Annotated in this window: 13 protein-coding genes; 7 read left to right on the forward strand and 6 right to left on the reverse strand. The window is 68.0% G+C overall.

The genetic code is table 11. From position 1 onward, the window contains the following. Window positions 1-15 precede the first annotated feature (15 nt). Window positions 16-660 (forward strand): MarC family protein, encoded by a 645-nt coding sequence (locus G578_RS0105975; RefSeq protein ID WP_084618716.1) that lies wholly within the window; start codon window positions 16-18, stop codon window positions 658-660. Between the two features lie 54 nt (window positions 661-714). Here G578_RS0105975 and G578_RS25005 read toward each other — a convergent pair whose 3' ends face one another. Beyond that, on the reverse strand, window positions 715-1,275 hold the full coding sequence (locus G578_RS25005) for a GNAT family N-acetyltransferase (protein ID WP_051244119.1): 561 nt from the start codon (window positions 1,273-1,275) through the stop codon (window positions 715-717). A gap of 82 nt (window positions 1,276-1,357) precedes the next feature. On the opposite strand from G578_RS25005, the gene G578_RS0105985 reads away from it, so the two are divergent. The 4 genes from G578_RS0105985 to G578_RS25010 are packed head-to-tail and all read left to right on the forward strand — an operon-like array spanning window position 1,358 to window position 4,120. Further along, on the forward strand, window positions 1,358-2,518 hold the full coding sequence (locus G578_RS0105985) for a M20 aminoacylase family protein (protein WP_028793458.1): 1,161 nt from the start codon (window positions 1,358-1,360) through the stop codon (window positions 2,516-2,518). 14 nt (window positions 2,519-2,532) lie between these two features. Further along, complete coding sequence (locus G578_RS0105990; RefSeq protein ID WP_028793459.1) at window positions 2,533-3,699, forward strand: M20 aminoacylase family protein; 1,167 nt, start codon at window positions 2,533-2,535, stop codon at window positions 3,697-3,699. A gap of 7 nt (window positions 3,700-3,706) precedes the next feature. Beyond that, entirely contained in the window at window positions 3,707-3,892 is a 186-nt protein-coding gene (locus G578_RS28995) for a type II toxin-antitoxin system HicA family toxin (RefSeq protein ID WP_084618717.1), read from the forward strand. 30 nt (window positions 3,893-3,922) lie between these two features. Continuing rightward, window positions 3,923-4,120, forward strand: a complete 198-nt coding sequence (locus G578_RS25010) for a type II toxin-antitoxin system HicB family antitoxin (RefSeq protein WP_281169176.1) — start codon at window positions 3,923-3,925, stop codon at window positions 4,118-4,120. A gap of 28 nt (window positions 4,121-4,148) precedes the next feature. Here G578_RS25010 and G578_RS0106000 read toward each other — a convergent pair whose 3' ends face one another. After that, entirely contained in the window at window positions 4,149-5,387 is a 1,239-nt protein-coding gene (locus G578_RS0106000) for a TIGR04372 family glycosyltransferase (RefSeq protein ID WP_028793460.1), read from the reverse strand. A gap of 188 nt (window positions 5,388-5,575) precedes the next feature. Here G578_RS0106000 and G578_RS0106005 point away from each other — a divergent pair, with 188 nt between their 5' ends. Then, a complete protein-coding gene (locus G578_RS0106005) occupies window positions 5,576-5,899 on the forward strand; it encodes a hypothetical protein (RefSeq protein ID WP_038014425.1) in 324 nt (107 codons plus the stop codon). Between the two features lie 14 nt (window positions 5,900-5,913). On the opposite strand, the gene G578_RS25015 is transcribed toward G578_RS0106005, so the two are convergent. The 4 genes from G578_RS25015 to G578_RS0106025 form a co-directional block, all read right to left on the reverse strand. Further along, the gene (locus tag G578_RS25015) at window positions 5,914-7,584 is read right to left on the reverse strand and encodes a hydantoinase B/oxoprolinase family protein (RefSeq protein ID WP_051244122.1); all 1,671 of its coding nucleotides are present in this window, start codon (window positions 7,582-7,584) and stop codon (window positions 5,914-5,916) included. Between the two features lie 16 nt (window positions 7,585-7,600). Continuing rightward, window positions 7,601-8,020 (reverse strand): hypothetical protein, encoded by a 420-nt coding sequence (locus G578_RS0106015; RefSeq protein WP_028793462.1) that lies wholly within the window; start codon window positions 8,018-8,020, stop codon window positions 7,601-7,603. Window positions 8,021-8,047: 27 nt separating this feature from the next. Further along, the gene (locus tag G578_RS0106020; RefSeq protein ID WP_245565566.1) at window positions 8,048-10,123 is read right to left on the reverse strand and encodes a hydantoinase/oxoprolinase family protein; all 2,076 of its coding nucleotides are present in this window, start codon (window positions 10,121-10,123) and stop codon (window positions 8,048-8,050) included. Window positions 10,124-10,212: 89 nt separating this feature from the next. After that, on the reverse strand, window positions 10,213-10,944 hold the full coding sequence (locus G578_RS0106025; protein WP_028793464.1) for a S24 family peptidase: 732 nt from the start codon (window positions 10,942-10,944) through the stop codon (window positions 10,213-10,215). Window positions 10,945-11,071: 127 nt separating this feature from the next. Between G578_RS0106025 and G578_RS28220 the strand changes: the two genes are divergently transcribed. After that, window positions 11,072-11,533, forward strand: coding sequence for a DUF6362 family protein (locus tag G578_RS28220; protein ID WP_051244124.1), 462 nt, complete (start codon window positions 11,072-11,074; stop codon window positions 11,531-11,533). Window positions 11,534-11,619 lie beyond the last annotated feature (86 nt).

Genomic DNA, 11,619 nt, shown 5'->3' on the forward strand with positions numbered 1-11,619 from the left:
AGGGATCGTTTTCCTATGAATGCATTTGATTGGCCGTCGCACATCCAGTTCGGCGTAAGTCTCTTTGCCCTCATCGCGCCTATTGTCGGTGCGCCGATCTTCATCTCGCTTACCACTGGCATGACGTCGCGTGGCCGGGTTCTCTGCGCCACCGTCGCCTGTCTGACGGCCTTTGTCGTGCTGAGCCTGGCGTATTTCTTCGGCGAGGCGATCATGAAGACCATGGGCACCTCCCTGCCGTCCTTTCAGATCGCCGGTGGCCTGATCATCGCCCTGACCGGCCTGTCGATGATGTCGGACAAGCACGTTCCGAGTACGGAGGACATCGAGACGGATTCCGGCGGCTCGGCGGTGCGGGTCGGCATATCGCCGATGGGTATTCCGATGTTCGGCGGCGCCGGCGCGATCACCAAGATGCTGCTCGAAGGCCATGAGACCATGGATCTCAGTCACGAGATCAGCGTCATTGCCATCCTGGCCATTGTGCTAGGCCTGAGTTGGCTGATCCTGGTGGGGGCCGGATTGCTGGTCCGGTTCCTGGGCAAGAGCGGCATCCTGGTCATCGAGCGGCTCTTCGGTCTGCTCCTGATCGCCATCGGGGTGGAGATCCTGGTCACCGGCGTGCTCGGCCATGCCGACAAGTTCGCGCTGACCCACTAGAGACAAATCGCGATCAGATGAAACATCTGCTCGGGTGACTCCGTCGGCGGACGCTCAGCCCGGCCGCGCCGCCCATTCTTCGGCGGTGATGGCGTAGCCCAGCACGGGAAAGTCGTTGTAGGTGGTTTCGCCCAGGGCGGTGAGGCCCACCGCCTCCAGCACCCGGGCGGAGGCGGTGTTCTGCGGCACGACGAAGGCCACGACCCGGGTAAGACCGGCGGTCTCGAAGGCATAGGCCAGGGCCGCGCGGGCGGCCTCGCGGGCATAGCCCTTGCCCCAGGCGTGCTGGGCGAAGGCGTAGAGCACCTCCACCTCCGACGACCGGTCCAGCTGGGCGAGGCCGGACTGGCCGAGGAAGCGGCCGCTGTCCCTTTCCTCCACCGCCCAGACTCCGAAACCGGAGGCCCATGCCTCTCGGAAGGCGGCGATCCGGCTTTCGGCGATCTGCTCGGCGAAAGGAATCAGGGCCTCGCCGCCGACCAGGTATCGCACCACGTCCGGGTCGGCGCGCAGGGCGGCATAGGCCGGCTTGTCCTCGGGGGTGAAGGCGCGCAGACGCAGACGCTCGGTCTCGATGACCGGCACGTCGGCCGTAAGATCCGGGGGGGCAGCCATCGGGGCGACCTCTCTTGCATGCTCGTGGATGGGGCTCGATACTCGCGAACCCTTTCCCGATCAACCGGAGCACCCTCCAGAAATGGCGATCATCAACCGCATCGCGGATTTCCATGGCGAGATGACCGAGTGGCGCCGCGACTTCCACGCCAATCCCGAACTCGGCTTCCAGGAACAGAGGACCAGCGAGATCGTCGCCGCGAAGCTGGCCGAATGGGGCATCGAGGTGCACAAGGGAATCGGCAGGACCGGCGTGGTGGGCGTGCTCAGGGCCGGGAACGGCGACCGGCGCATCGGCCTGCGCGCCGACATGGACGCCCTGCCGATCACCGAGCGCACCGGCAAGGACTACGCGTCGGGCACCGACGGCGTGATGCACGCCTGCGGCCATGACGGCCACACCACCATGCTGCTGGGCGCGGCGAAGTATCTGGCGGAGACGAAGAACTTCGACGGCACCGTGCACTTCATCTTCCAGCCGGCCGAGGAAGGCCTCGGCGGCGCCTTCGAGATGCTCGACGACGGCCTGTTCGAGCGGTTTCCCTGCGAGCGGGTCTACGGCATGCACAACATGCCGAACATCCCGATCGGCGAGTTCGCGATCCGCACCGGCCCGATCATGGCGGCCGGCGACACGTTCGAGATCACCATCCAGGGCCGCGGCTCCCATGCCGCGATGCCGCAACAGGGCGTCGATCCGGTGGTGGTCGGCTCCAACCTGATCATCGCCCTGCAGACCCTCGTCAGCCGCACGGTCAGCGCCCAGGACGCCCTGGTGGTCTCGGTGACCGAGTTCCACGCCGGCGAGGCGTTCAACGTGATCCCGGACACGGTCGTTCTGCGGGGCACCTGCCGGACCCTGAACATGGAGATCCACGGCACTCTGGAGGAGCGGTTCCGCCGGGTGGTCGACGGCATCTGCGCCGCCCACGGCGCGTCGGCCACGGTCGACTACAAGGCGATCTTCCCGGTGACGGTGAATGCCGAGGACGCCACCCAGCACGCGCTCGGCGCCGCCCGCGCGGTGGCCGGCGACGGCCGGGTCCGCGACGAGATGACCCCGCTGATGGGCTCGGAGGACTTCGCCGCCATGATGGTGGCGGTACCCGGCTCCTACATCCTGATGGGCAACGGGCCGGGCGCTTCGGTCCATCATCCGGAATACGATTTCAACGACGAGGCGCTCACCCACGGCGCCAGCTACTGGTCGACCCTGGTCGAACAGCGGCTCGCCAAGGCCTGAGCGGAGGAAAACCCATGCCCATCGTCAACCGCATCGCCGAATTCCACGACGAGATGACCGCGTGGCGGCACGACCTCCACACCCACCCGGAACTCGGCTTCGAGGAGCACCGCACCAGCGACGTGGTCGCCGCCAAGCTCGAGTCCTTCGGCATCGAGGTGCATCGTGGCATCGCCGGCACCGGCCTGGTCGGGGTGCTGAAATCCGGCTGCTCCGGGCGCACCATCGGCCTGCGTGCCGACATGGACGCCCTGCCGATCCTGGAGCGCGGCGAGGACGACCGCCCGCACCGCTCGGTCAATGCCGGCGTGATGCATGCCTGCGGCCATGACGGCCACACCACCATGCTGCTGGGCGCGGCGAAGTATCTGGCGGAGACGAAGAACTTCGACGGCACCGTCCACTTCATCTTCCAGCCGGCCGAAGAGGGCAAGGGCGGCGGCGACAAGATGGTCCAGGAGGGCCTGTTCGACCGCTTCCCCTGCGAGACCGTGTTCGGCATGCACAACATCCCCGGCATCCCGGTCGGCAGCTTCGCCGTGTCCGAAGGGCCGATGATGGCGGCGCGCGACAATTTCGAGATCACGATCAAGGGCCGTGGCTCGCACGGTGCGATGCCGCATCACGGCGTCGACCCGGTGCTGGTCGGCGCCCACATGGTGATGGCGCTGCAGTCGATCACCTCACGCAACCTGGACCCGCAGAAGGCGCTGGTGCTGTCGGTGACCCAGTTCCACGCCGGCCATGCCTTCAACGTGGTGCCGGACGACATGGTGCTGCGCGGGACCTGCCGGGTGTTCGATCCCGATGTCCAAAACAGCCTGCCGGAGCGGATCACGAAGATCATGGACGGGGTCTGCGCCACCTTCGGCGCCACGGCCGAGCTGAACTATATCCGGGGCTATCCGGCGACGATCAACGACCCGGAGCAGGCGGAGGTCGCCGCCGGGATCGCCGACCGGGTGGCCGGGGCCGACCGGGTGGACCGCGCGCCGACCCCGATGATGGGGGCGGAGGACTTCTCCTACATGCTGAACCAGCGGCCCGGCGCGTATATCTGGGCCGGAAACGGCGACACCGCCGGCGTGCACCACCCGGATTACGACTTCAACGACGAAGCCCTGCCCCACGGCGCGAGCTTCTGGGCGCAACTCGTCGAGGACCGGCTGAAGCGGGCGTAATCCTCGCTTGGGGCGCCCACGGCGCGGCCCAGTCGGAGCGGATGGACGGCGGCAGGTCCGCGTGAGCGGTAGCCGTCACCACTGCAAACATCCGACGAAGCCCGGCCTTGTGACCGTCCCGCATCCGAAGCGCGATCTGCCGGTCGGCACGATTCGGAGTATCGAGAGGCAGTCAGGCCTCAAGTTGAGGTGACGACGATGGTCTACTACGTGGGCATCATCCATCGGGACGGTCATGGCCGATCCGGACTTCTCCGACGGCATGCCGGTTCCGGTGCGCGCGCCTGACGGCCGGGACGAGACGATCCGGATCAACCTGACGATCCGGCGCTCGGCGCTCGCGTCGATCGACCGGAACGCGGCGATGTACCGCCTCAGCCGCTCCGCCTACCTGGCCAAGGTGGGCACGGGGTCGTCTTAGCGTTTCCCTGCCGGCTGAGCCTCGCCCGTCACCCCAAGAACTCCGGCAGTTCCAGCGTGCCGCGTGCCACCCAGCCGAACGGGTGGCCGTAGCCGTAGAAATCCAGGGTCTCGTCGACGAAGCGGGGTTCCTGCTTGATCGCCGCCTCGTAGGCCGCCCCCAGGGCGCGGAACCGCGCGTGCTTCGCCATGTCCGGCGCCCACTTGCCGTTGAGCTTGTCGAGAAACTCGGCCGTGGCGGCGTCGATCTCCTCGGGCGTGTTCTCCACCAGTTCGATGCCCATCGCCTCGAACTCCACGTCCCGGAAGGTGCCGGGCAGCCGGGCATCGAGGATCTCGCGGTAGGTGAGGAACCGGTCCTCGCCGATCCGCCGGTAGCGTTTGAACAGGGACAGGTCCTCGTTGTACGGCAGGTTCAGGTGCTCGAACGGCGTGTTGGTGCGCAGCGAGGTGTTGCCGAAGGCCGCCGCCACCCAGATCGGCCCGGAATTCTGCGCCGTCATGAACCGGCAGGCGGCACAGACATAGAGATCGATCCAGCGCTCGTCCGGAAAGGCGTCGGGAAGGCTCAGATAGCCCTCGGGCGCGGTGTCCCAGATCTCCAGCCCGGGCTCGCCGATCCGCACGACCTGATAGCCCGCGTTGAGGATCCGGCGTATCGAGCCGTCATAGCTGCCGATGGCGGCGGTTCGGTGGCCGTGATGCACCTCCTCCGGCAGATAGGCCATGGTGCGGGTATGAAACAGGGCGAGGGGGGCGGCCGGATCGATCCCGCGTTCGGCCAGTCGGGCCTCGCCGCGCTCCCGCAGGTTGTCGGGCAGGGTGTAGAGAAACGGCTCGGTGCCCGTCGACATGGCACGCCAGCATTCCACGATCAGCGTACGCGCCGACATGGCGAGCCAATGCAGGTGCTTCATGTCGATCAGCCCGCCATCGGTGGTGCCGAGCGACAGCACGTCGCGGAAATCGGTCTCCACCACCACGAAGCGGTCGTCCAGGCATTCGGTCAGCGCCCGGTTGGAGCCTGGCATGTCGAGATCGCCGGTGACGATCACGATCCGGCGGTACGTGTCGCCGTAGAGGGTGGCGAGCATCTGTGGCTCGATCACCAGATGCCCGAACCGCCGCCACTGGGCCAGCACGTAGACCAGGATCGGTTCGCCCGGCGTCAGGTGCGGGATCACCAGCGATAGCAGCCGGTTCAGCGTCTCCTGGGTGACCTGGCGCTCGGGCTGAGAGCCGGCGGGCGGAGGGCTGGGTTTCTGCATGACACGCTCCGCTCGGTGAGGCTGGGAGGTCCGTAGTACAGCAGATTCGAAGGCACCCTGTCATATCGCGATCCCACGCCTGAAGCGCGCGATCCGGGCTGCGAAATCCGCTACCGCGCTGCCCGAACTTCGCATACCGTCGCGCCGGAGAGGCCCGCATCAGGCGGTGTCGTTCAGAGGGAATGCCCATGCGCAAGTATCTGGCCGTCGCGGCCGTTCTGATCTGTGCGTTTGCCACCCCGGTGGTGGCGGAAGACCTTGAGTTTCTGCTCGTCAACAATTCCAGCAGCGCCCTGACGGGCTTCTATGTCTCGGCGGCCAGTTCCGAGCATTGGGAGGAGAACCTGCTGGAGGGCAGCATCCTGGCCAGCAACTACGAGGTCACCGTGGTCATCGCCGATGGGCTGAGCACCTGCATCTACGACATCCGCGGGGTGTTCCAGGACGGCGACGTGGTCGAGGACCTGGCCCTCGATCTGTGCGAGCTCGGCGAGTACACCTTCACCGACTAAGGCGTGCGTCCGAGCTAGGGGTAGTACTCCCGTACCCGATCCCGCTCGATCAGGGCGGGATTCCGCTTCGCCGGGTCGCCGTAGCCGCCGCCGCCGGGGGTCTGCACGGTGATGGCGTCGCCCTCGGTGATGGAGATCCCCTGTTCCTTCGACAGGTGCAGCGGCGTGTAGCTCTCGCCGCCGCGCTCCACCAGCACCGTGTTCGGCGCGCCGTCGGCCCCGCCGAGCGCGCCCTGGGGGCCGACGCGGCCGTGGTCCATGACGAAGCTGGCCCGCGCGTTGCCCCGGCGCAACCGCACCTTGTAGCGCACGCCGAAGCCGCCGCGATGCTCCCCGGCGCCGCCGGAGCCTTCGCGCAGGGCATATTCCTCGTACAGGATCGGATAGCGCTGCTCGACCACCTCGATCGGCGTGGTCTTGGAGATGCCGATGGTGGAGCAGCCGTTGGAGATGCCGTCGCCCCCCGCGTGCCCGCCATAGCCGCCGCCGGAGATCAGGTAGCAGACATAGCCGCGGCCGGTCTTCGGGTCGGTGCCGCCGAGCGAGAAGTTGCCGCTGGTGCCGGCCGGGGCGGCGAAGAGGTGGTCGGGGACCGCCCTGGTCATGGCTGCGAACACCGCCTCGGCGATGCGCTGGCTCACCTCCGCCGCACAGCCGGAGACCGGGCGCGGATACTTCGCGTAGAGGAAGGTCCCGTCCGGGTCGGCGATGCGCAGCGGCTCGAAGGTGCCGGCGTTGATGGCGACGTCGGGATAGATGTGCTTCATCGCCAGATAGACCGAGGACCGCGTGGTGGCGATCACGCTGTTCATCGGCCCCTGGCAGGGCGGGGAGGAGCGGGAGAAGTCGAAATGCGCCTCCTCCCCCCTGATCGTCAGGGTGAGGGCGATGGTCAGCGGTTCGTTCACCACCCCGTCGCTGTCGACGATGGCGGTGCTTTCGTAGACCCCGTCGGGCACGGCGGCGATCTTGGCGCGCATCTGCTGGGCGGCGCGGACCCGCATCTCGGCGACGGCCCGGTCGACAGTGTCGGCGCCGTAGCGGTCGAGCAGCAGGGTCAGCCGGCGCTCGCCCACGGTCAGGGCGGCGGCCTGGGCCTTGATGTCGCCGATGCGCTGGTCGGCGATGCGGATGTTGGAGTTGATGATCGACAGGATCTCTTCGTCGATCGCGCCGGCCTTGTAGAGCTTCACCGGCGGCAGGCGCAGGCCTTCCTGCTCGACCTCGGTGGCGCTGGCGGAGAAGCCGCCGGGCACGGCCCCGCCGGTATCCGGCCAGTGCCCGGTATTGGCCAGCCAGCAGAACAGTTCGCCTTTATAGAAGAACGGCTTGACGAACTTCACGTCCATCAGGTGGGTGCCGCCCAGATACGGATCGTTGACGATGTAGACGTCGCCCGGCTGCAGGTTGCGGGCGCGCTCGATCACCGTGGCGCAGCAGTCCTGCATGGTGCCGACGAACACCGGCAGACCATCCTCTCCCTGAGCGATGAGGGCGCCGTCGTCGCGATGGTAGATGCCGTCGGAGCGGTCGTGGGTCTCGCTGATCACCGGCGAGAAGGCGGCGCGCGAGAAGGCCAGGTCCATCTCGTTGCAGACCTGCTGGAGACCGTTCTGGATGACCGTCAGCGTGATCGGGTCGATCGCGGGATGCGGATCGCGGGAGAGGTCGGCTGGTCCGGTCATCGGCACTCCATGGTCGTTACTGGGCCGCCGACGCGAGGTTGGCGTCGTAGGCGGCCAGGCCGGAGGTCACCACCGGATCGTCGCAGCCCTTGGCGTTGATGATCTCCTTGGCTTCCTCGATGAGGAACAGGCGGCGGCCGGCGCCGACGGCGGTGCCGGTCAGCCCGTCGATCCGCTCGCCGATGCGCTGCTGCTGCTCGTGGCTGAGTGTGACGTCGCGGCACTTGGCGACGGCCTGCAGGCCGATCTGGTAGTTCAGGTAGACCTCTTCCTGTGGGGTCTCGGCGGCGGCGCGGGCGCCGGCGCTGCCAAGGGCCATGCAGATCAGGGCGAAGCCGACCAGGCCGGCGACCAGCAGGGTCGGGAAGCGGTCGGGGACCGAAACCCGATCCCGGGCACGGGAGGATAGGGCTCGGGAGAGAAGGGGCGATGTCATGACGGCAGCCTCACATGGTGGAGATGGTCACTGCAACAACGCGACGGAGACCAGAAGGTTGCCGAAATCGTCGAGCCGCGCCGACTGGCCGGGCTCGATGACGGTGGTGGAGTCGAACTGGGCGACGATGGCGGGGCCGTCGAAGGCGGCACCCTCGGGCAGGCGCTCGCGCCGGTAGATCGGGGTGACCTGCCAGCCGCCGTCCTCGAACCAGACATCGCGGGTGGTCTCCTGCGCATCCGCCACCGTGGCGGCGCGGTCGTTCGAGGCGGCGAGCTGGGCCAGCGGCACGGCTGGGCGATGGCCGAGCACGGCGGTGTGCAGGTTCACCAGCACCGGGCGGATCTCCGGCAGATCGACGGCGAAGCGCTCCCAATATGCGGCGGCGAACAGCCGGGCGAGGTCGTCCAGGCTGGGCGTGGCTGTATCGAGCGGCACCTGAAGGATGTGCGACTGCCCGAGGAACTGCATGTCGACGCTGCGGCGGATCTCCACGCTGGCCAGCGCCACACCCTCGGCGTTGAGAAGGGCGCGGCCCTCCGCTTCCTGCTCGGCGAACAGCGCGTGGACGCCGGCGATGTCGAGCGCCTCCAGCGGGGTGTTCAACGTGTTGACGAAGTCGTGGCGCAGGTCGGCGACGGCGCAGCCGATGGCATTGGTGATCCCCGGTCGGGCGGGCACCACGACGGTCGGTACCGCCAGCTCGCGGGCCAGCGCCGTCGCGTGCAGCGGGCCGGCCCCGCCGAAGGCGAACAGCACGAAGTCGCGCGGGTCGTGGCCCTTCGACAGCGACACCATGCGGATCGCGCCGGCCATCCGGTCGTTCGCCACCCGCAGGATCGCCGCCGCCGCCGCGTCCGCCGACAGACCCAGCGGGGCACCGACGGCCTCCACGATGCGGGCGCGGACGTCGTCGAGCGAGACCGGGTTGTCCACCGACAGCAGCCGCGCCGGGTCGAGCCGGCCGAGCACCAGATTGGCGTCGGTGATGGTCGGGCGGGTGCCGCCGCGGGCATAGCAGATCGGCCCGGGCACGGCCCCCGCACTCTCCGGGCCGACCTTGAGCAGGCCCGACGCGTCCACCGAGGCGATGGAGCCGCCGCCGGCGCCGATCGTGTGCACGTCGACCATCGGGACGTGGATCGGCATGCCGTATTCCAGGTCGAGCTCGCTGTGGATGCTGGGGATGCCGTCGATGATCAGCCCGACATCGGAGCTGGTGCCGCCCATGTCGTAGGTCAGCAGGTTGGCGAAACCGGCGGCCCGGGCGGTATAGGCCGCCGCCATCACGCCGGAGGCGGGGCCGGACATCACCGTGTTCACCGCCTGATCGGCGGCGCGCTCGGCCGAGATGGTGCCGCCATTGCCCTGCATGACCAGCAGGGTGCGGGTGTAGCCGCCGTCCTCGAGCCGGTCGGTCAGGCGCTTCAGGTAGCGGCGCAGGACCGGCTGGACCGTGGCGTTCACGGCGGCGGTGGTGCCGCGCTCGTACTCCCGGAACTCCGACAGGATCGCGGAGCCGGCGGTGACCTCGGCCTGCGGCCAGCGGGCGCGCACGATCTCCTCCGCCCGGCGCTCGTGGTCGGGATTGGCGTAGCTGTGCAGGAAGTGGATCACCACCGCCTCGCAGCCGGCATCCTTCAGGGCGTCGGCGGCGGCGGCCACGCCGGCCTCGTCCAGCGGAGTCAGCACCTCGCCGTCGGCGTCCATGCGCTCGGCCACCTCCAGGCGCAGCTCGCGCGGGATCAGCGGCTCGAAATGGCCGGTCAGGCCGTAGGAGGTCGGGCGGGTGCGCCGCCCCAGTTCCAGCACGTCGCGGAAGCCCTTGGTGGTGATCAGTCCGGTGCGGGCGACCTTGCGTTCTAGCAGGGCGTTGGTGGTGGTCGTCGTCCCGTGGACGATCTGGTCGAGGGTGGCGGTGTCGACGCCGGCCGCTTCGAGCGCCGCCATGACGCCGCCGGCCTGGTTGTCGAGGGTCGTGGGCACCTTGGCCAGTGCCAGCCCGCCGGGCAGGGCGGCATCCAGATAGACGAGATCCGTGAAGGTCCCGCCGACATCGACGCCGACGATGCGCGCCATGGGGCGTGTGCCGTTGCCGCTCACCGCGATCGACCTCCCTACGAGAAACTTGTTCGTATGCTAACGAATTGTGGCGGAGGCCGGAAGGGTCGAGTTGAGGATTTCGAGAGCGGTCACACCCGGCGGGCGAACCAGACCACGCGGCCGATGATCGACACCTCGTCGACCGTGCGCTCGTAGTCCTGATAGCGGGCATTGGCCGAGCGGATCAGCACCCGCGCCGGCTCGGTATTGGGCACCGGCTCGAGCTGCTTGGCGACCAGCCCCATGCCGTCGAACAGCACGAAGATGCCGGGCGGAGAGGGGGCCTTACGGGAGGTATCGACCAGGATCTTGTCGCCCGCCTCCAGGATCGGCTCCATGCTGTCGCCGTCGATGGAGATGATGCGCAGGTTGTCGGCGTCGGCATGCAGCTCGTGGTGCAGCCACGAGACCGGGAAGTACCAGTTCTCGCCGCGCTGCTCCTGATCCATCAGCGAGCCGCCGCCGGCCGAGGCGATGATGTGGACCTCGGGCACGGCGGCCACGGCCGGATCGTTGTCGATCGTCAGCGCCCTTGCATAGGTGACCGCCCGCCGGGTGGTCATCTCGGTGGCCTGGCGCGCGCCGGAGGACACCACCTTGGGCGGGGCGCCGTCGCGCAGCTCGCTCTCGTCCACGCCGAGATGGCCTGCCAGCAGATGGCGCACGTCCTCCGGCAGCTTCCGGGGCGTTCCCCGGTGCACGAACTGGTGCAGATAGGCGTGGTTCTTGCCACAGGCGATCGACGCCTTCTTCAGGTCCGTGGGCGGATCGCGGTGCGCGATCAGCTCGAGGACGCGGCGTCGCGTTGGATCGAGTTTCATGAGTTCGATCATATTCCGATTATACGCAGGTGTACAGAATAATTTTCCTATTGTATGCCTCAATGTGATGCCATAGGTTGATCTGTTCCTATTGTATGCAAATGATAGCGACTGGAGGCGATTCCCTATGACCAGTGCCGCGTCCTTCCCGACGTCCCGGACCCGACCGCAGGCGACCCCCGATCCCGTGCCCCTGTTGCTCAGAGAAGCGGCGGATACCCTGCGCCGCCTGCCCCGCGGCGTGGCGAAGCCGCGCCTGTCGAGCTGGCCCGAGGTGGTCCGCGACAGCGTCTCCCTGCTCGGCGCCGCGGACGGGGCGGGCCTGCGACCGCCGCCGCCCTCGCCCCAGGCGATCGACCGGATGGACCGGACGCTGGTCTGGCTGCTGTCCTGCGACGAGGAGGCCCGCCGGTTGGTCTGGGCGCGGGCGACCGGGATTTCCTGGCGCCGACTGGAGGACATGGACGGCCGCAGCCATGTGACCCTGCGCAAGATCGTCGCCCGCGGTCACGACCAGATCCGGGCTTTGCTGGCTGCGGACGATAAGAAAAAAGTGATCAATATGAAAAAACCGCTTTACACGGTTTAGAAAGGCGGCTAAAACTTCGCTCACGCTTGGAGCACTGCATCGTTGAACGCCTAAAGGCGCCGATGCCGCTCCACAGATCACGATAT

This window comes from Thalassobaculum salexigens DSM 19539 (assembly GCF_000423805.1).
In the GTDB taxonomy this organism is placed as follows: Bacteria; Pseudomonadota; Alphaproteobacteria; order Thalassobaculales; family Thalassobaculaceae; genus Thalassobaculum; species Thalassobaculum litoreum.